Here is a 19,689-nt window from a genome sequence, read left to right as displayed (position 1 = left end):
CTTAAGCCGCTCTGGCGTTTAAATTAACGACCGCAGGCTTATGGCGTTATTCAGGGGCCGTGTTTGGCTGAATCGGTATGCAGCTGAAATTGCTTGGGTATGAAGGGCCGATATTTGTGTAATGCAGCGCTCCTCGCTACTGTCGCGCGTTCTGTGAGTAGAGGATTGCCGATGCTGCAGCCTGACAGTCGCCCAGCCAATGCCACCTTGATCCTATTGGCCTCGCTCTACTGTGCTCAGGGGTTACCCTCGGGGCTGCTGGCGCATTCGTTGCCGGTGCTGCTGCGTCAGCATGGCGTTGATCTGGCGTTGATCGGCCTGCTCAAGTTGCTGGCATTGCCCTGGCTGCTCAAGGTGCTTTGGGCGCCGTGGGTGGATCGCTTGGCATCGCCGCGGCTGGGCCATCATCGAGGTTGGATTCTGCCGTTGCAGGTGGTTGTTATCGCCATCGTTACGGGTTTGGCGCTGATCAATCCCGAGCGGCTGTTCGACAGCTATTTTTTGCTGCTGGTTGGCTTGTTACTGCTAGTTAATCTGGCCGCCTCGACCCAGGACATCGCTACCGATGGCTTGGCTGTGAGGCTGCTGCCGGAGCGCTGGCGCGGGCTGGGTAACAGCCTGCAGGTCGGCGGTTATAAGGTCGGCATGTTGATGAGTGGCAGTGGTCTGTTACTGGCGATGGATACCTTGGGTTGGCACCTCAGTCTGGGGTTGGTAGCGGCGCTGCTGGTGCTAATGACGGTGCCGATCTGGCGCTTTAACGAGCAGCGCGAACTGCCGTTCCAGCCGGCGCAGGCAGAGCCTGCCGGGCCAGGCCTATTACTGCGGCATTATCGCGGCTTGATGATGCAGCCAAGCATGCTCTTTTGGTTGGCGGTGCTGCTGAGCTTCAAGCTGGGTGATGCGCTGGGTTCACCGATGATCAAGCCGATGCTAGTGGATCAGGGTTGGAGTAATGCCGAGTTGGGCCAGTTGACCTTGATCAGCAGCCTTGCCGGCATCGCTGGCGCGTTTATCGGGGGGCTGTTGTATGCCCGGATTGGCGCGCTGCGTGCGCTGCTCGGGTTCGGTCTGTTGCAGGCTGTCGGGATTGCGGCCATGGCCCTGCTGGTAAATGCCGGTGGCAACAGTGCGCTGGTTTACTCCGTGGCGTTGTTCGAGCAAGCCGCCGATGGCATGTCCACGGTCGCTTTGTTCGCGGTGATGATGCACCAGTGCCGGCCGGAGCATGAGGGCGCCGACTTTACCTTGCAGGCCAGTGTGCAGCTGTTGCTGGCCGGCCTGGTTGGCGCAACCAGTGGTTTGCTGGCTAAGTGGCTGGGTTATCAGGCGTTGTTTGTATGTGCCGGGGGCTTGGGCCTGCTGGCATTGCCGCTGGTGCTGCTGTACTTCCGCCGGGCGCGGCCAGCGGCTGCAGTTCAGGTTCAGTAAGCCATCACGGCAATGACCGTGATGGCGGGTGATGGGTGTCGTTGCGTTCAACCCATCCTACGGGCTACGCGTTGGACTATTCCATCCACTGCCGTTCATGACGTTCCAACAGGTTGCTGGCCTGTTCCGGGCCGTCGCTGCCTGCTGGGTAAGGGCGTGGGCTCTGGTAGTGTTGGTGCCAGCCCTTGATGATCGGGTCGACCCAGTTCCACGCCGCTTCAACTTCGTCGCGGCGCATAAACAGCGTTGAGTCGCCTTCGATCACGTCGAGCAGCAGGCGTTCGTAGGCGTCCCAGCGGCGCTGCTTGTGGAAGGCGTCGGCCAGGTTGAGGTCGAGTTCCACGGGTTGCAGGTGCATGCCCTTGCCGGGACTTTTGCCCATCAGTTGCAGGCTGATGCGTTCTTCCGGTTGCAGGCGAATCAGCAGGCGGTTGGCTTCGCCACCACCAAACAGTTGATGTGGCACCGGCTTGAACTGGATCAGAATTTCCGACGTCTTATGCCCCAGGCGTTTGCCGGTGCGCAGGTAGAACGGCACGCCGGCCCAGCGCCAGTTGTCGATCTCGGCCTGGACGGCGACGAAGGTTTCGGTGTCGCTGTCGTTGTCGACGTTCTTTTCGAAGTAGTAGGCCGGCACTTCCTGGCCGCCGATCTTGCCGGCGGTGTATTGGCCACGCACGGTCTTGTCCTGCACGTCGAGGCCGGTAATGGGTTTCAGCGCTTCGAGGATTTTCACCTTCTCGTTGCGCACCGCTTCGGCGTCGAAGCGCACGGGCGCCTCCATGGCCACCAGGCAGAGCAACTGCAGCAGGTGGTTCTGCACCATATCGCGCATGGCCCCTGCTTTTTCGTAGTAGGCACCGCGGTTTTCCACGCCGAGGGTTTCGCACACGCTGATCTGCACATGGTCGATATGCCCGGTGCGCCAGATCGGCTCGAATAGCGCGTTGGCGAAGCGCAGCGCCATCAGGTTTTGCACCGTCTCCTTGCCCAGGTAGTGATCAATGCGGAACACCCGCGACTCATCGAACACCGCGCCGATGGCCGCGTTGATGGCCTGGGCTGACTGCAGTGAGTGGCCGATGGGTTTTTCCAGCACGATGCGCGCCTTGGGCCCGGCCAGGCGGGCGACCTTCAGGTGCGAGGCAATGTCTTCGAACAGGTCGGGCGCGGTGGCCAGGTAGTAGATGCGCACACGCTCATGGTCTTCGCCCAGGCGTTTGCTTAGGCGGCCGAAGTCGGCGCTCTGGCTGGCGTCCATAGCAAAGTAGTCGAGGCGTGCAGCAAAGCTGGCCCAGGTCTCGTTGTCGAAGTCTTTACGCGCCACTTGAGCGCGGCAATGGCGCTCGGCCAGGGCTTGATAAGCGCTACGGCTGTGGGCGCTACGGGCCAGGGCAAGAATACGCGTATCGACGTGCAGACGACCGGCGCGGTGCAGGTGGTAGAGCGCTGGCAGCAGTTTATGCAGGGCCAGATCGCCGGTGCCGCCAAACACCAGCATGTCGCAGGGAATGCTCAAGGTGGGAACTCCGACTTGGTTTAGCAGTGCGGGAGCGGCGGTCATGTAGTATAACTACAAGACCACTACAACCCGTCGTACGCCGATCATAACCGAGTCAATACTCAGATGCGGCGTGCTTGATGGATTCGTTAGCCAAATGTCGAGCCTAAACCTGTGAACCTGTTGCAACACATTGCCCAGTCGCGCGATCTACTTCGCAAATCAGAACTCAAAGTCGCTGAACATGTTCTGCTCGACCCTGCGTCAGTCATGCACAGCTCCATGGCTGAACTGGCACACAGTGTCGGCATCAGCGAGCCGACTATCGTGCGCTTCTGCCGGGCGATTGGCTGCACCGGCTTTCAGGACCTAAAACTCAAACTGGCGCAGAGCCTGGCGGCCGGTGCCAGCTTTGGTCAGTTCGCGATTCATGAAGATGACTCGGTCGCCGACTTCAGCCTGAAGATTTTTGACACCACCCTGCACACCTTGATCGAGGTGCGCGAGAAGCTCGACACCCAGGCCCTGCAAAAGGCCATCGCGGCTATCGCCAACGCCCAGCGCGTCGAGTTTTACGGTTTTGGTGCGTCTGGCGCGGTGGCGGCGGATGCGCAGCACAAATTCTTCCGTTTGCTGCTTACGGCCGCGGCTTATTCCGACCCGCATATGCAGGCGATGAGTGCGGTGACCTTGAAGCCGACGGACGTGGCCATCTGCATCTCCCAGTCCGGGCGCTCCAAGGATTTGCTGATCACCGCCAACCTGGTGCGTGAGACCGGCGCGACGCTGATTACGCTGTGTCCGAGCCAGACCCCGCTGGCCGATTTGGCCACGGTCAACCTGGCCATCGACGTTCAGGAGGACACTGAGATCTACACCCCGCTGACCTCGCGCATCGCTCACCTGGTGGTGATCGACGTGCTCGCCATGGGCGTGGCCATGGCCCGCGGTCCAGGCCTGGTTAACCACCTCAAGAGCGTTAAGCGCAGTCTGCGCAGCCTGCGCCTTTCGCCGAAGACGCATAAGAGCAGCGAAGACTGAGGCGCTGCAGGCCGTTCAGTTGGTCGTCCGAATACGTCCCAGCGTGATCCGCGAGGCTACTCGTAGGGTTGCGCAGCGCTGAGCCCTGTTTCGGCGCGCCGCGGCTGATGTCATCGGCCCGTTATCGCGCAGCCATCAAACCGTCATATCCAAAGTCGATGCTGGTACTCCCTTATTCAGCTTGGGAGTTGCCCCTATGTCTGGCTATCTGGATAAACCGCAGGCGCATGAAAATAGCGACGCCAAAGCACGGCGCAAGATCCTCGATCAGCGCCGCATGGAATACCGTCGCGCCATCGAGGCGCATGCCGAGCAGCGCCGGTTACAGCAGCAGTGGGTGGATTACCCTGAGCTGATTGCCGCTAACTACCTGGCTGGGAAGCAGGCGCCGGCTCAGCGAAACGCTCTGCCAGGGCGTTGATCAGGCTGCGTTGATCGCGCACGAAGGCGAAAAACGCCTGGGCCACCGGTGACAGGTATTTGCCGCGCGGGTGCACCAGGCACCAGCTGCGTAGCAGCGGCAGCTCGGTCACCGGCAGTTCACGCAGGGCGCCGCACTCCAGCTCGCGGCGTACCGCGTGGCGTGGCAGTAGCGCCAGGCCGAGGCCGGCGATCACCCCTTCACACTGTCCTTCTATAGAGCCTACTTCCAAGGTGTGGGCGAAGTGCGCACGCTTCTGGTGGCAATACTCTTCGCAGGCCTGGCGGGTGCCCGAGCCGGCTTCGCGGATCAGCAGCGGGAAGGGTGTGAGGTCTGGCAGGCTCAAGGCGCCCTGGTTGCAAAGGGGGTGATCGGGCGGCGCCACGGCGATGATCGGGTTATTCAGGAAGGGCAGAAACTCCAGATTCATATCCGTGGGCACCCGCGACATGATCAGCAAATCATCGCGATTGGCGTTCAGGCGCTTGATCGCCTGGCTGTGATTGGTGACCACCAGCTGTAAGTTAACTTCCGGGTATTGCCGGCGAAAAGCGGCGAACAGGTGAGGAATGAAGTACTTGGCGCTGGATTCTACCGCCAGGCTCAATTGCCCTTGCAGTGAACCCTGCAGGTCGGACAGCTGCATATCGAAGCTTTCCAGGCGGCCAAAAATATCCGCGCTGGCGCGTTGCAGGGCTTCGGCCGCTTCGGTCAGGTAGAGCTTCTTGCCGACGTAATCAAACAGTGGCTGGCCGATCAGCTCCTCCAGTTGGCGGATCTGCAGGCTGACGGCGGGCTGAGTCAGGGCCATCTCCTCGGCCGCGCGGCTGTAAGACAGATGGCTGCACACAGAGCGGAATACCCGAAGCTGACGAAATGTCATACGCAGCAGAGACTTACGCACGCTTATTACCTATATGGCTGGCGGTTCTGCGGGTAACTATAAGTCTTAGCTAATACTAAACCCAATAAATATTGATTTTGGTTATTCACCCGCTCGGCGTAGTTTGGGCGCCTGACCGCCGTTGCTGTTGCGGTCACACGTCGACCGTTTTGTCGGTTGCCTGTTCACGTGATCGAGGATGCTGGCTCGTGATCAAGAAAATCCTGATAGCCAACCGCGGTGAGATTGCCGTACGCATTGTGCGAGCCTGTGCCGAAATGAATATTCGTTCGGTCGCGGTGTATTCCGATGCCGACCGCCATGCCCTGCACGTCAAACGTGCAGACGAGGCGCATGGCATTGGTGAGGACCCGCTGGCGGGTTATCTGAACCCGCGCAAGCTGGTCAACCTGGCCGTGGAAACCGGCTGTGATGCCTTGCATCCGGGTTATGGCTTTCTCTCGGAAAACGCCGAACTGGCGGAAATCTGCGCCGAGCGCGGGATCAAATTTATCGGCCCGAGCGCCGAAGTGATCCGCCGCATGGGCGACAAAACGGAAGCGCGGCGCAGCATGATCAAGGCCGGTGTACCGGTGACGCCGGGCACTGAAGGCAACGTGGCGGATATCGCCGAAGCCCTGAGCGAGGGCGACCGCATCGGGTATCCGGTGATGCTCAAGGCCACTTCCGGCGGTGGCGGTCGCGGTATTCGCCGCTGCAACAGCCGCGAAGAACTCGAACAAGCCTTCCCTCGAGTGATTTCCGAAGCCACCAAGGCCTTCGGTTCGGCGGAAGTGTTCCTGGAAAAATGCATCGTTAATCCCAAGCACATCGAAGCGCAGATCCTCGGTGACAGCTTTGGCAATGTGGTGCACTTGTTTGAGCGCGACTGCTCGATCCAGCGGCGCAACCAGAAGCTTATTGAAATCGCCCCCAGCCCGCAGCTGACCCCTGAGCAACGCGCCTATATCGGCGATCTCGCCGTGCGCGCGGCCAAGGCGGTCGGTTATGAAAACGCCGGTACCGTGGAGTTCCTGCTTGCCGAGGGCGAGGTGTACTTCATGGAGATGAACACCCGGGTGCAGGTGGAACACACCATCACCGAGGAAATCACCGGCATCGACATCGTCCGCGAGCAGATCCGTATCGCGTCCGGTCTGGAACTGTCGGTCAAGCAGGAAGACATCATCCACCGTGGCTTTGCCCTGCAGTTCCGCATCAATGCCGAAGACCCGAAGAACAATTTCCTGCCCTCGTTCGGCAAGATCACCCGCTACTACGCCCCTGGCGGCCCTGGTGTGCGCACCGACACGGCGATCTACACCGGTTACACCATTCCGCCGTATTACGACTCCATGTGCCTGAAGCTTGTGGTCTGGGCGCTGACCTGGGAAGAAGCCCTGGCCCGCGGCCTGCGCGCCCTGGACGACATGCGTGTGCAGGGGGTGAAAACCACCGCCGCCTATTACCAGGAAATTCTGCGTAACCCGGAATTCCGCAGTGGTCAGTTCAACACCAGTTTCGTCGAGGCGCACCCTGAGCTGACCGAGTACTCGATCAAGCGCAACCCGTCGCACCTGGCCATCGCCATCGCCACCGCCATTGCTGCCCACGCCGGCCTGTAAGGGAAGGATCAGAACATGAGCAAGCCCGCTACTCACAAAAAAATCACCGTCACTGACACCGTCCTGCGCGATGCCCACCAGTCGCTGCTTGCCACGCGCATGCGCACCGAGGACATGCTGCCGATCTGCGACAAGCTCGATCAGGTTGGCTACTGGTCGCTGGAAGTCTGGGGTGGCGCGACCTTCGACGCCTGCATTCGCTTCCTCAAGGAAGACCCGTGGGAGCGCCTGCGCAAACTCAAGGCAGCGCTGCCCAATACCCGGCTGCAGATGCTCCTGCGCGGGCAGAACCTGCTCGGCTACCGCCACTACAGCGACGATGTGGTCAAAGCCTTCGTGGCCAAGGCGGCAGTCAACGGAATCGACGTATTCCGCATCTTCGACGCGATGAACGACGTGCGTAACCTACGCGTATCGATCGAGGCGGTGAAAGCCGCCGGCAAGCATGCCCAAGGCACGCTGAGCTACACCGTCAGCCCGGTGCACACGGTCGAAGCCTACGTGAAGCAGGCCAAGGCCATGCAGGCCATGGGCATCGACTCGGTGGCGATCAAGGACATGGCCGGGCTGCTGACGCCCTATGCGGCCTTTGACTTGGTCACGGCGCTGAAGGCCGAGGTCGATCTGCCGGTGTTTATCCACAGCCACGACACCGCCGGCATGGGCGCGATGTGCCAGATGAAGGCGATTGAAGCCGGTGCCGACCATATCGACACCGCCATCTCCAGTATGGCCTGGGGCACCAGCCATCCGGGCACGGAATCGATGGTGGCGGCGCTCAAGGGCAGCCCGTACGACACCGGTTTGGACCTGGCACTGCTGCAGGACATCGGCCTGTACTTCCATGCCGTGCGCAAGAAGTACCACCAGTTTGAGAGCGAGTTCACCACCGTCGACACCCGCGTGCAGGTCAATCAGGTGCCGGGCGGGATGATGTCCAACCTGGCCAACCAGCTCAAAGAGCAGGGCGCGCTGAATCGCATCAACGAAGTGTTCGCGGAAATCCCGCGCGTGCGTGAAGACCTCGGCTTCCCACCGCTGGTGACGCCGACCTCGCAAATTGTCGGCACCCAGGCGGTGTTCAACGTGCTGGCCGGCGAGCGCTACAAGACCATCACCAACGAGGTGAAGCTCTACCTGCAGGGCCGTTATGGCCTGGCGCCGGGCAAGATCAACGAGCAGCTGCGCAAGCAGGCGATCGGCAGTGAAGACGTGATCGATGTGCGCCCGGCGGACCTGCTCAAGCCGGAAATGGCCAAGCTGCGTGAGGAAGTGGGCAGCCTGGCGCACTCCGAAGAAGACGTGCTGACCTATGCCATGTTCCCGGACATCGGGCGTAAGTTCCTCGAAGAGCGCGCCGCCGGCAGCCTGACCCCGGAAGTGCTGCTGCCCATTCCCGAAGCGGGCGGTGTGGCCCCAGCTGGTGGCGAAGGCGTGCCGACCGAGTTTGTGGTGGACGTGCACGGCGAAAGCTACCGCGTCGACATCACCGGTGTCGGCGTGAAGAGCGACGGCAAGCGCCACTTCTACCTATCTATCGACGGTATGCCGGAAGAAGTGGTGTTCGAGCCGCTCAACGATTTTGTTGCCGGCAGCGGCAACAAGCGTAAGCAGGCCAGTGCGCCGGGTGATGTCAGCACCAGCATGCCGGGCAATATCGTCGACGTGCTGGTTAAGGTCGGCGATACGGTCAAGGCCGGCCAGGCGGTGCTGATCAGCGAAGCGATGAAGATGGAAACCGAAGTGCAGGCGCCGATTGCCGGTACCGTGAAAGCGGTGCATGTGGCTAAGGGCGACCGGGTCAACCCGGGCGATGTACTGGTGGAAATCGACGGTTAACCTCAGAAGCCCCGGCTGTTTGAACAGGCATTTGAATGGCTTTTTTGGGGCTTCTTTTTACATCGCCAGCGCTGCTGTTGAGCAGCGTTGGTAAGGGTTTTAGGCCGCGTGCCTGAGTCCCGAGGGAGCCTTAGGGCTCCCTTTTTTTCGGTTATGCCCCGCTACGCTCAGCAAGGCTCTGTAGTCTGGCTGGGCGCAAACTGCGAGTATCAGCACGCTTGCGGAGGGGCATGACCTTTTATGTACGAGGTATGACGCCACCTGCGTCTACCTTCAGGTGAATCGGCAGAGGTATGCACTGTGAGTCTGGATCCGGTTGTGCTGTTTTTTGTCTTCGGGCTGGTTGCTGGCCTGCTGAAAAGTGAGCTGAAACTGCCGCCAGCCTTGTATGAAACCCTGTCGATCCTATTGCTGCTGGCGATTGGTCTGCACGGTGGCGTGGAGTTGGCCGAGCAAGCCAGCTGGCAACTGCTCGGCCAGGCGGGGTTGGTGCTGGGGCTCGGCGTGGTGTTACCGCTGCTGGCGTTTGCCGTATTGCGCGGCCTGGGCTTTGACCGGGTCAATGCGGCGGCTGTGGCGGCGCACTATGGTTCGGTCAGTGCCGGTACCTTTGCCGTGGTGGTGGCCTACATGCTGGCCAAGGGCATCGAATTCGAAAGCTACATGCCGCTGTTTGTGGCGATTCTGGAGATCCCGGCGATTCTGGTCGGCATTCTCCTGGCCAAGGGGCTGGCGCGCGATACCGACTGGGGCGAACTGGGCCGGGAGATCTTCCTGGGCAAGAGCATCATGTTGCTGCTAGGCGGCCTGATCATTGGCGCAATCGCTGGCAAAGAGGGCATCAAGCCGCTGGAGCCGCTTTACACCAGCATGTTCAAACCGGTGCTGGCGTTCTTCCTGTTGGAAATGGGCCTGATTGCCTCCGGGCAACTTGGCGCGCTCAAGCAATTTGGTCTGCGCCTGCTGGGTTTTGCCTTGCTGATGCCGCTTTTTGGCGCGCTGATCGGTGCGCTGTTGGCTCGCTTTATGGGCCTAAGCCTGGGCGGTACGGCGGTGCTGGCGACGCTGGCCGCATCGGCCTCTTACATCGCCGTGCCGGCGGCGCTGCGTCTGGCCTTGCCACAAGCCAACCCGTCACTGTCGCTGACCGCTTCACTGGGTATCACCTTTCCCTTCAACATTCTGCTGGGCATCCCGCTGTACCTGATGCTGGCTGAACAGCTTATTGCCTGGGGGTTCTGATATGAACGCACATGTGCGCACCCTGCTGACCGTGATTTGTGAAGCGGCGCTGGAGAAAAAACTGGAAGCTGACCTGCCTGCACTTGGAGCGCCCGGCTGGACCATTTCCGATGCGCGCGGTCGCGGTGGCCGTGGCGTACGCAGCGCGGGCTGGGAAGCCGAGGGCAATATCCGCCTGGAGATCATCTGTGCGCGGGATGTGGCTGAACGCATTGCCGAGCATCTGCAGGCCCGCTACTACGAGAATTTCGCCATGGTCTGCTACCTCACTCAGGTGGAAGTGCTGCGCCCGGAAAAGTTCTAGCCGGCGCGTTGAGGTACGCCAGGGCTGTTCAGGGTGGATGACGTCTTTCTCATCCACCCTCGCGGTTTGGTGGATGGATACAGCGTCATCCACCCTACGGGGTCGTCAACCGAGGGCTAGGTTGCGGGGCACCATTGCTATGTGATCCGCTATGCCGCGTTGGCGTCTACCTGCCATCGTCCGAGGTGCGCTCGGGCCTTGTGGTGAGCCTGAGCATGCAAGCGCTGTTGAATGAAATTCTCGATCAAGTCCGCCCACTGATTGGTCAGGGCAAAGTAGCCGACTACATTCCGGCGCTGGCCGACGTGCCGGCCAATCAGCTGGCTATTGCGGTGTACAGCAACGACGGCGAGCTGTACTGCGCCGGCGATGCGGATACGGCGTTTTCCGTGCAGAGCATCTCCAAAGTCTTCAGCCTGGTGCAGGCCATTCAGCATTCCGGCGAGGATATCTGGCAGCGCCTGGGCCATGAGCCCTCCGGTCAGCCGTTTAACTCGTTGGTGCAGCTGGAGCTTGAGCGCGGTCGGCCACGTAATCCATTTATCAATGCTGGTGCGCTGGTGATCTGCGATATCAACCAGTCGCGCTTTGCCGCGCCTGTGCTGTCGATGCGCGATTTTGTTCGGCGCCTGGCCGGCAACCCTGAGGTGCTGGTGGACAGCCGGGTCGCCGACTCGGAATACCAGCACCGTGCGCGCAACGCCGCGGCGGCGTACCTGATGCAATCCTTCGGCAACTTCCATAACGATGTGGAGGCGGTGCTGCGCAGCTATTTCAGTTACTGCGCGCTGCGCATGAGTTGTGCTGATTTGGCGCGTGCCTTTTGCTTTCTGGCTAACGACGGCTTCTGCAAGCACAGCGGCGCGCAGATTCTTACGGCGCGGCAGAGCAAACAGGTCAACGCGATCATGGCCACCAGTGGCCTGTATGACGAGGCGGGCAACTTTGCCTACCGCGTCGGCTTGCCGGGCAAAAGTGGAGTCGGTGGCGGTATCGTCGCGGTGGTGCCGGGGCGTTTTAGCGTGTGCGTGTGGTCGCCTGAGTTGAACGCCGCCGGTAACTCGCTGGCAGGCATTAAAGCGCTCGAACTGCTCAGCGAGCGGATTGGCTGGTCGGTGTTCTAGGACGCTGACTCGGATCTGCTTCGGCTCGGTTGCGAGTATGCAAATCGTAGGGTGGGTTAGCGGCGCTAGCGACTATCTAGCAGACGGCTCGGTGGCAGTGCGGCGTGTAACCCACCAGGCGGTATCAGCCTCTCTGGTGGGTTACGGCGCTGTCAAAGTTGAGTTAACCGACAGTGATGCACCAGCGCCTAACCCACCCTACGTTTCTCTGAGTGCTAGCCGGCGATCAGTTCCTTGGCCGCCTGACGGTGGTCGGCGATCAGCTGCGCCACATCCAACCCTTCGATTTGCCCGTCGATCACCCGCCATTGGCCGCCGATCATCATCCGGTCGGCCTTGTCAGCGCCGCACAGCAGCAATGCCGAGATTGGGTCGTGGCTGCCGGAGAAGCGCAGTTCGTCGAGCTTGAAGAAGGCCAGGTCAGCCTGCTTACCCACCGCCAGTTCGCCGATGTCGCTTCGCCCCAGCAGCTTGGCTGAACCCTTGCTGGCCCAGCCCAGCACCAGTTCCGGGGTGATCTTCTCGGCCCCGTAGCGCAGGCGCTGGATATACAGGGCCTGGCGCGCTTCGAGGATCATGTTGGAGGCATCGTTGGAGGCCGAGCCATCGACACCGAGGCCGATGGGCGCGCCGGCTGCTTCTAGGTCGAGGGTCGGGCAGATGCCGGAGGCCAGGCGCATATTCGAGCTTGGGCAGTGGCAGATGCCGGTGCCGGCTGCGCCGAGGCGTTGGATTTCATCCGGGTTGAAGTGGATGCCGTGGGCCAGCCAGGTGCGTGAGCTGAGCCAGCCGACGCTGTCCAGATAATCCACGGTGCGCAGGCCGAAGCGCTGCAGGCAGAAGTCTTCTTCGTCCAAGGTTTCCGCCAGGTGGGTGTGCAGGCGCACGTCCAGCTCTGCGGCCAGTTCGGCGCTTTGGCGCATGATGTCCTGGGTCACCGAGAACGGCGAGCAGGGCGCCAGGGCGATCTGGATCTGCGCGCCGTCGCCACGCTGGTGGTACTGCTGAATCAAGCGTTGGCTGTCGGCCAGAATCACTTCACCTTGCTGCACGGTCTGTTGCGGCGGCAGGCCGCCATCGGCCTCGCCCAGGCTCATCGAACCACGGGTGAGCATGGCGCGCATGCCCAGTTCGCGTACGGCCTCGACCTGTACGTCGATGGCGTTTTCCAGGCCGCCGGGGAACAGGTAGTGGTGATCCGCGGCGGTGCTGCAGCCGGACAGCAACAATTCGGCCAGCGCGACCTTACTGGCCAGTGCGAGCTTCTCTGGGGTCAGGCGCGCCCATACCGGGTAGAGGGTTTTCAGCCAGGGGAACAACGGCTGATTGACCACCGGACCCCAGGCGCGGGTGAGGGTTTGATAGAAGTGGTGGTGGGTATTGATCAGCCCTGGCAGCACCACATGCTCGCGGGCATCGAAGGTCTGATCGCAGGGCTGGCTCGGCTGTTGGCCGGCTGTAAGCAGTTCACTGATGACGCCGTTTTCAATCACCAGGCCGCCGGCGGCGTCGAGGGTGTTGGCGGTGAAAATCGCGAGGGGGTTTTTGATCCAGATACGGGTAGCAGCCATTGAGTTGGCTCCTCTGAAGGTGGGTTCAGGTTAGCCAGCTCAGTGTTTACCCTGTCTGCTGATCCAGGTGCGCGAACGGCTCATTGGCCGGCGTGGCGCAGACGATAGCGCCATCATTTACCGGCGGCAAGACCAGGCTCAAAATTTCTGACCAGAAGGTCAGCGAGCGAAGAACCTGTTTACGATCTTGCGAGCTAGAGCCATGCAAGGCGCTACGTTAGTAACAGCCTTCGGCTGGTCAAAGCGGCAAGGAAGCGGAGTGTACGAGCTGTACATGAGCATTACTCGTTTCACTCGCCCTACGGGCCGCGCTAAAGCGCGTTAGCCGCAAGCGGCTTCCGACCGGGCTGGCGCACCAGCCGGTTTTTAACGCAGTAGGGCCGACGCGCAGCAGACCGTAAGCAGATTCTCAGAACAGTTTTCGGTATTGGATAAACCCCGAGCGCTCGGCGATGCGTTCATACAGCAGCATGGCGCGGCTATTGCTCTCATGAGTCAGCCAGTAGGTGCGTGAGCAGCCTGCGGCCTTAGCCTGCTGGTAGACGTGCTCGATCAGCTTGCGACCGGTGCCGCTGCTGCGCACATCCTTGGCGATAAACAGGTCCTGCAGGTAGCAATAGTCGCCAACCGTCCAGGTCGAGCGGTGGTAGATCCAGTGCACCAGGCCAATGGCTTTGCCCTCGTGCCAGGCCAGCGCGGCATGCATCGGCTCGGCCGGGTCGAGAAAGCGCTGCCAGGTGATGTCGCTGGTCGCTGCGTTAATCTCGGTCATGTAGAAACGTTGATAGCCCTGCCACAGCGGCAGCCAGGCGGCCTGATCAGCGGCGCTGATCGGGCGGATTTCGACGGGAATGCGGATGGGCATGCTGGCAACCTCGTTGGTTTAGTAAAGCCCTTACAGCCTAGCTGCAAGGGCCCAAGCTTCAATCGGCGCGTTCACCACAGACATCCAGGGCAAACCAGTGTTCCACTTCGGTTTGGCTCAGGCCCGCGCCGAGCAGGGCGAACAGTTTACCCAGTGCGGCTTCGCGGGTCATACCGCCCGCAGAGATCAGCCCCGCACTGGCCAGTTGACTGCCGGCCGCATACACGCCGAACTCGATATGCCCGTGGGCGCACTGGCTGATGGCGACCAGTACCACGCCGCGATCATGCGCAGCCTTGAGTACAGCGAGCAGCTCGGCATCATCCGCCGGCCCGGTGCCGCTGCCGTAGCATTCCAGCAGCAGACCTTGTGTGCCGCTGTCGAGCAGGGCGCGTACATGGCTGGCCTGGATGCCGGGATAAAACGGCAGTACGGCCAGGTTGACCGGCTGACGCGGCTGGCGATAGTCGATGCTGGCCGGGATGCTTTCGGCGCGGGCGCTCTGGCGTTGGCGCGGCAGCACGTGGAAGGCGTCGAAGGCGTCGCTGCGCAGCTTGCTGACCCGTGCGCCATGCAGCAGCGCGCCATTGAAGTACAGGTGCACGCCCGGCGTGACGCCGGCTTGCAGCGCGCGCATGGCGCCGAACAGGTTGCCCCAGGCATCGCTGCCTTCGGCCCCGGCCGGCAGCATCGAGCCGCTGAGCATCACCGGCACCGGCAGGCCGAGCAGGAGAAAGCTCAGGGCGGCGGCGCTGTAGGCCAGGGTATCGGTGCCGTGCAGCAGCAATACGCCGTCGCAACCGTCGCGCTCGATACCGGTGCGAATCGCCGCGACCATCGCCAGCCAGTTGTGCTGGTTCATATTGGCGCTGTCGATGGGGGGTAGCAGCTCGGCAAACGACCATTGCGGCAGTGGTTGGGCTTCCAGCGCTTGCTGGCTGCGCAAGCGCGCTTCGAAGCCGGACGCGGGGGCCAGGCCATTGGCGCTCATTTGCATACCGATGGTGCCGCCGGTGTACAGCACCAGGAGTTTTTTACAGCCCATCAGGGGTCTCCGTTTTCCTTGTTCTTATAAGAAAACAGGGGGCTAAGCCCCCTGTTTTTCATAGCCTGCGCAGCGTGTTAGCGCTGATGCACGCTGTTGCCGATTTCGGCTTGTTTGGCTGGCGACGTCGCGGTGTGCGCGTTAGCCGCCCAAACGGCTGGGTCGAGGTCCAGGTCGGCGAAGTTTTTCGCGTCCAGTACCGGCGACTCCACGCCTGCCTTGATCTGGCTGTCGTAATCGCGCATCAGACGCAGGCCGACCTTGAACAGCAGCGCCAGGGCAACCAGGTTGCAAATGGCCAGCAAGCCCATGGTCACATCCGCAAAGGCGAATACGGTGCCCAAATCCTGTACCGAGCCCCACAGTACCAGAGCGATGACCAGTACGCGGTAGACCATCACTGGAGCACGTTTCTTGCTGAAGAAGCCCAGGGCGTTTTCACCGAGGTAGTAGTTGTAGATCAGGGTGGTGAAGACGAACAGCAGCAGGGCGATGGTGACGAACACCCGGCCCCATTCGCCCACCACGCTGGCTACGGCCGTCTGGGTCAGGACTACACCGGCGATGTCCATGCCTGGCTGATAGACGCCCGACAGCAGGATGATCAGCGCGGTGCAGCTGCACAGGATGATGGTGTCGATAAACACGCTGAGCGACTGCACGATGCCCTGTGCAACCGGGTGCTTGACCTCGGCCACGGCGGCGACGTTCGGCGCACTGCCCAAGCCGGCTTCGTTGGAGAACAGGCCGCGCTTCACACCCATGATGATCGCCGCGCCAATGCCACCGGCAAACGCCGGCTCCAGGCCGAAGGCGCTGTTGAAGATCAGTTTGAGCGTGGCGGGGATCGCCTCAACGTTGCTGCCAATCACGAATACCGCCATGGCGATGTACGAGAAGGCCATCACGGGCACCAATACGTCGGCGAACTTAGCGATGCGCTTGATGCCGCCGAAGATGATCAGGCCGATGACCACGGTCAGGATCAGGCCGCTGACATAAGTCGGCATGCCAAAGGTGTCATGCATCGAACTGGCGACGGTGTAGGACTGCACCGCGTTGAAGCCGAAGCCGAAGGTCACCAGCAGTAGGATCGACACCACGATGCCCAACCAGCGCTGGCCGAGGCCGTGCTGGATGTAGAAGGCCGGGCCACCGCGGTAGGTGCCGTCGTCTTCGCGGCGCTTGTACAGCTGAGCGATGGAGCATTCGAAGTAGCTGGTGGCCATGCCGACCAGGGCTACGACCCACATCCAGAAGATCGCGCCTGGGCCACCGAGCATGATGGCCACCGAGACACCGGCGATGTTGCCGGCACCCACGCGGCCAGCGACTGAAAGCATCAGTGCCTGGAACGAGCTGAGCTGGCCTGGCTGGCGCTGGAAGGCTTCGGCGAAGATGCGGAACATGCTGCCAAAGTAACGAAACTGGACGAAACGCGAGGCGATGGTGAAGTACAGACCCAGGCCGATCAGCATTACGATCAGGAGCTTGCTCCAGATCAGGTCGTTGAGAATATCGAGCATGGCAGGGCAGTCTCTCTTGTTGTTGTGTGAGGGGAATTTGCTAGGGGCGGAATAGTTCAGCAGGCGCGTTCGTCATGCAATTTCGCAGGTGGCGGCGAGATGACGCGAGTTGATGCTAGAATCGCGCCGCTCGCATCACCGGAAAATCCACCATGTCCGACCATCTAGGGCTCAATCTCAAGCTGTTGTGCAGCCATTACCGGTCGATTGCCGAGGTGTGCCGCAAGCTGGCGATTAACCGTGCCCAGTTCAACAAATACCTCAGCGGGCAGAGTCGCCCGACGGCCTACAACCTCAAGCGCATTTGTGATTTTTTCGGGGTCGAGGGCTACGAGCTAAGCCTGCCGAGTGAGCAGTTTGCCGACCTGATCGGCGCGCGCAGCGGCAGTCAGGAGGCGCGAGTTGTCACCGATCCCTTGCTGGAGTTGTTCCAGCCCCTCGGCGCGCATTCCAGCAGCCTGTCGCGTTACTGCGGCTACTACTTTGAATACGCCAACTGCATGTCGGTGCCAGGGCAGATTCTGCTGTCGCTGGTGCACTTGCGCGAGGAGCGCGGCAGCTACCTGTTTGAGCGTCAGGAGCGTCAGGAACCGTCGCGCGCCGACAATGGCAAGGCCGAGGATTGGGTGCGTTGCCGCTACCTGGGCGCGGCCTTCTACCTGCAGGATCGGCTGTTTCTGATCGACTACGAGTCGCTGACCGGCAACGAGATGAGCCAGACCATCCTGATCCCCAGTTTCAAGAGCCGCATCAGCCGCCTCAACGGCCTGAAAACCGGGGTGTCCAGCGGCGACTTACGCACCCCGGCCTGTACGCGGGTGGTCTGGGAGTTTCTTGGTAACGACATCAACCGGGTCAACGCCTACCGCCAGGTGATGCTCTACAGCCCGGATGACCCGCGCATCGACGCTGATATTCGGCAGCGTCTGGCCGGTGCGCAGATCCGTAACGGCCTGTTTGAGATCGAGTAAGGCGCAGCCGCTCAGCTCAAGCGTGCCGCGAGCGCCTGGTCTGCGGCGACAGGGCTGGCACTGAGGCCTTTGTGCACGCCGTCGCGATCAGCGGCCGTGCGGTTCTGGCTGAGTTTCCATTGGCCTTCAAGGCGCTGGATCGGCAGGGCGAAGCCGACAATCGCGCGCAGCATCGTGTCGATATAGTCCGTGGGCGCCTCACTGACCGCCCAGGGCTGCTCGCGTCCGGCCTCATGCTGGGCACTGAGACGGCTGACCAACTGCAGCAGCCCCTCGCGGTCTTCAATCAGCTGCGCCTGACCGCGTGCGTGCACGGCGATGTAGTTCCAGGTGGGCACGGCTTTACCGTGTTCGGCCTTGCTCGGATACCACGCGGGGCTGATGTAGGCCTGTGGCCCCTGGAAGATGGCCAGGGTTTCGCCCTGCAGCAGCTCACGCCAGTGTGGGTTGGCACGGGCAAAGTGGCCGTAGAGGGTGCCGAATTCGCCTTCGTCGGTTGCCAGCAGGAGCGGCAGGTGGCTGGCCTGTAGGCCGTTTGCACCCTGGTTTACCAGCGTTGCCAGTGGGCAGGCGTTGATCTGCTGATGCAGCTGGGCGAGGTCGTTTTGGCGGAACGCGGGTGGCGTGTACATGGCTGGACTCCGGCGGCGAGGCCCCATCCTAGCGCGCGGTGCCGGGCCGGATAAGCGCCAGTTGCGGCGACTTTGACCGGCACAGTCTGTGTCGCGCCTTGGCTTGGCCGCCGGCGGCTCTAAGGCAGGTCTCTAGCCATGGGCGCTTTTATTCATGCGGCACGTCTTTGTCGAGCAGGTCATTGCCTGGGTCGGATTGGATTTCCGCGTCTACCTTCTGCTCCAGGTGTTTGTCTGGGGTGACATCCAGCACGCCATCCGCTGGCTCAGCGCGGCTGGCCGGGCGCCCTTCTTTGGCTGAACGATTTGCAGCCGGCGGGCTGCCGACAGGCTTGGCATCCAGCGCGCTAAACAGCGCGGTGTTGACCTCGGGATCGAAGCGCAAGCGATAAATCGGCTCCGGCAAGGTGAAGCCCTGTGCTTGCAGCGCCCGCATGGCGGCGCGAATGGCCAGGCTGCGAGCTTTGCCAAAATTGGTTTGGCGTTGATCGATCCAGGCGTAGAAGGTCAGCACGATATTGGAGTCGCCCACCGTGTTGATCAGCGCGTCGGGCTCGGGCTCTTGCAGGATAAAGTCGAGGCTGCTGACGGCGTCCAGGCCCGCCTGCATCGCGGCCACCGGGTCGTCGTCGGCATCCACGCCGAGTTCGAACTCAAAGCGCCGTTCCGGGTTGGTCGAGTAATTGAGGATGATGCCCTTGAACACCGCCGCATTGGGGATGCGCATATGGTTGCCGTCGAGGGTCATTAAAATCGTGGCGCGTGAGGTCAGGCGCACGACGATGCCCTCGATGTCATTGATGATCACGTGATCCTTGGCGCGGAACGGCTGGCGCAGGCTGAGCATCACGCTGGAGATGTAATTCTCCACCGTATCGCGCACGGCAAAACCGATGGCCAGGCCGATGACCCCAGCGCCGCCGAGTAAGGTGGTGATAACCGCTGCAGCGCCCAATAAATTCAGCGCCAGGATAATCCCCAGCAACAGGATGACCACGCGCGTGGCCTGAGCCATCAGGTCGGCGAGAAAGGGATTGGGCGCTATTTTTCGCCATAAAAACTGCCGACCGGCGATGAAGTTCCCCAGCACAACAAAGGCGGTTAAAACCAGCAGCGCCAGGCCAATCAGCGGCAATGCTTTTATTACGTTCACGCTTTGCGTGCGCAGGCGCTCAAGCACCGGCCGCACGTTGTCGGCCACGGCCAGGGTTCTGTTCATCTCGTCGGTGACCGTGACCACCCCGGCGAGCCGGCTTGCCAAACGCTGGGCTTGCTGCGCCGCCATTTCATTGGCCACCTCGCCCCGCAGAATGACCACGCCGCCACCGACATACACCGTGACGCCGCGCAGCGGCTCCAGTTCGGCAAAAATATTCTCGATGCGTGCCTGAATCGTCTCATCGCTCTGCGTCGCCTCTGCTTCGATGGCCACCGCGGCGACGGGCGCGGAAAGGCTCGCGTCTTCGCTTTGCGCCCAGGCCACCTGGGCCGGTAATAAAGCAGTTAGCAGCGCCAATGCCAGCAGCGTATTGCGCGAGGGCTGGGTTGAGAACGTCATCGCAGGCGGCTCCGAAATAAGGCGGCAGTAGAAACACTAGCCTACACGGATGGGCCAAACGCGGACTGACCCCATGCACGGCGGGACGATGGGACGGCGGTAAGCCAATA

At 61.5% G+C, this 19,689-nt stretch carries 17 protein-coding genes; 9 read left to right on the top strand and 8 right to left on the bottom strand.

The features are described 5' to 3' along the window. Positions 1-171 precede the first annotated feature (171 nt). Positions 172-1,431, top strand: coding sequence for an MFS transporter (locus N1078_RS10230; RefSeq protein ID WP_274088067.1), 1,260 nt, complete (start codon positions 172-174; stop codon positions 1,429-1,431). 76 nt (positions 1,432-1,507) lie between these two features. On the opposite strand, the gene zwf is transcribed toward N1078_RS10230, so the two are convergent. Next, entirely contained in the window at positions 1,508-2,995 is a 1,488-nt protein-coding gene (gene zwf, locus N1078_RS10225; RefSeq protein WP_274088066.1) for a glucose-6-phosphate dehydrogenase, read from the bottom strand. A gap of 111 nt (positions 2,996-3,106) precedes the next feature. Between zwf and hexR the strand changes: the two genes are divergently transcribed. Beyond that, positions 3,107-3,973, top strand: a complete 867-nt coding sequence (gene hexR, locus N1078_RS10220; protein WP_274088065.1) for a transcriptional regulator HexR — start codon at positions 3,107-3,109, stop codon at positions 3,971-3,973. 196 nt (positions 3,974-4,169) lie between these two features. Continuing rightward, on the top strand, positions 4,170-4,394 hold the full coding sequence (locus N1078_RS10215; RefSeq protein WP_274088064.1) for a PA3496 family putative envelope integrity protein: 225 nt from the start codon (positions 4,170-4,172) through the stop codon (positions 4,392-4,394). Here the strand turns inward: N1078_RS10215 and N1078_RS10210 are convergent. Further along, positions 4,336-5,298, bottom strand: coding sequence for a LysR family transcriptional regulator (locus tag N1078_RS10210; RefSeq protein WP_274088063.1), 963 nt, complete (start codon positions 5,296-5,298; stop codon positions 4,336-4,338). The two genes, N1078_RS10215 and N1078_RS10210, sit on opposite strands and share 59 nt — an antisense overlap. Before the next feature lie 188 nt (positions 5,299-5,486). Between N1078_RS10210 and N1078_RS10205 the strand changes: the two genes are divergently transcribed. The 5 genes from N1078_RS10205 to glsB all read left to right on the top strand — a co-directional run bounded on the left by N1078_RS10205 (position 5,487) and on the right by glsB (position 11,411). After that, a complete protein-coding gene (locus tag N1078_RS10205; RefSeq protein WP_274088062.1) occupies positions 5,487-6,902 on the top strand; it encodes an acetyl-CoA carboxylase biotin carboxylase subunit in 1,416 nt (471 codons plus the stop codon). A gap of 15 nt (positions 6,903-6,917) precedes the next feature. Next, entirely contained in the window at positions 6,918-8,741 is a 1,824-nt protein-coding gene (gene oadA, locus N1078_RS10200) for a sodium-extruding oxaloacetate decarboxylase subunit alpha (RefSeq protein ID WP_274088061.1), read from the top strand. A 300-nt stretch (positions 8,742-9,041) separates the two neighbouring features. Next, entirely contained in the window at positions 9,042-9,983 is a 942-nt protein-coding gene (locus tag N1078_RS10195) for a sodium-dependent bicarbonate transport family permease (RefSeq protein WP_274088060.1), read from the top strand. A 1-nt stretch (position 9,984) separates the two neighbouring features. Next, positions 9,985-10,287: a P-II family nitrogen regulator gene (locus tag N1078_RS10190; RefSeq protein ID WP_274088059.1), complete on the top strand. Its 303-nt coding sequence runs from the start codon at positions 9,985-9,987 to the stop codon at positions 10,285-10,287. A 215-nt stretch (positions 10,288-10,502) separates the two neighbouring features. Beyond that, positions 10,503-11,411: a glutaminase B gene (gene glsB, locus N1078_RS10185; protein ID WP_274088058.1), complete on the top strand. Its 909-nt coding sequence runs from the start codon at positions 10,503-10,505 to the stop codon at positions 11,409-11,411. A 215-nt stretch (positions 11,412-11,626) separates the two neighbouring features. On the opposite strand, the gene N1078_RS10180 is transcribed toward glsB, so the two are convergent. The 4 genes from N1078_RS10180 to N1078_RS10165 form a co-directional block, all read right to left on the bottom strand. Further along, positions 11,627-12,982, bottom strand: coding sequence for an 8-oxoguanine deaminase (locus N1078_RS10180; protein WP_274088057.1), 1,356 nt, complete (start codon positions 12,980-12,982; stop codon positions 11,627-11,629). 409 nt (positions 12,983-13,391) lie between these two features. Continuing rightward, a complete protein-coding gene (locus N1078_RS10175; RefSeq protein WP_274088056.1) occupies positions 13,392-13,847 on the bottom strand; it encodes a GNAT family N-acetyltransferase in 456 nt (151 codons plus the stop codon). A gap of 58 nt (positions 13,848-13,905) precedes the next feature. Beyond that, positions 13,906-14,892, bottom strand: coding sequence for an asparaginase (locus N1078_RS10170; protein ID WP_443218106.1), 987 nt, complete (start codon positions 14,890-14,892; stop codon positions 13,906-13,908). 77 nt (positions 14,893-14,969) lie between these two features. Continuing rightward, entirely contained in the window at positions 14,970-16,418 is a 1,449-nt protein-coding gene (locus N1078_RS10165) for an alanine/glycine:cation symporter family protein (RefSeq protein ID WP_274088055.1), read from the bottom strand. 152 nt (positions 16,419-16,570) lie between these two features. Between N1078_RS10165 and N1078_RS10160 the strand changes: the two genes are divergently transcribed. After that, a complete protein-coding gene (locus tag N1078_RS10160; RefSeq protein WP_274088054.1) occupies positions 16,571-17,389 on the top strand; it encodes a helix-turn-helix domain-containing protein in 819 nt (272 codons plus the stop codon). An 11-nt stretch (positions 17,390-17,400) separates the two neighbouring features. Here N1078_RS10160 and N1078_RS10155 read toward each other — a convergent pair whose 3' ends face one another. Both N1078_RS10155 and N1078_RS10150 read right to left on the bottom strand, forming a co-directional pair. Next, positions 17,401-18,021 (bottom strand): FMN-binding negative transcriptional regulator, encoded by a 621-nt coding sequence (locus N1078_RS10155; RefSeq protein WP_274088053.1) that lies wholly within the window; start codon positions 18,019-18,021, stop codon positions 17,401-17,403. A 148-nt stretch (positions 18,022-18,169) separates the two neighbouring features. Then, positions 18,170-19,579 (bottom strand): mechanosensitive ion channel family protein, encoded by a 1,410-nt coding sequence (locus N1078_RS10150; protein ID WP_274088052.1) that lies wholly within the window; start codon positions 19,577-19,579, stop codon positions 18,170-18,172. Positions 19,580-19,689: the final 110 nt, after the last annotated feature.

This window comes from Pseudomonas sp. MIL19 (assembly GCF_028680365.1).
Taxonomy (GTDB): Bacteria; Pseudomonadota; Gammaproteobacteria; order Pseudomonadales; family Pseudomonadaceae; genus Aquipseudomonas; species Aquipseudomonas spirodelae.
The sequence above is the reverse complement of the archived record's forward strand: the minus strand, read 5'-3'. Positions and strand labels throughout refer to the sequence as shown.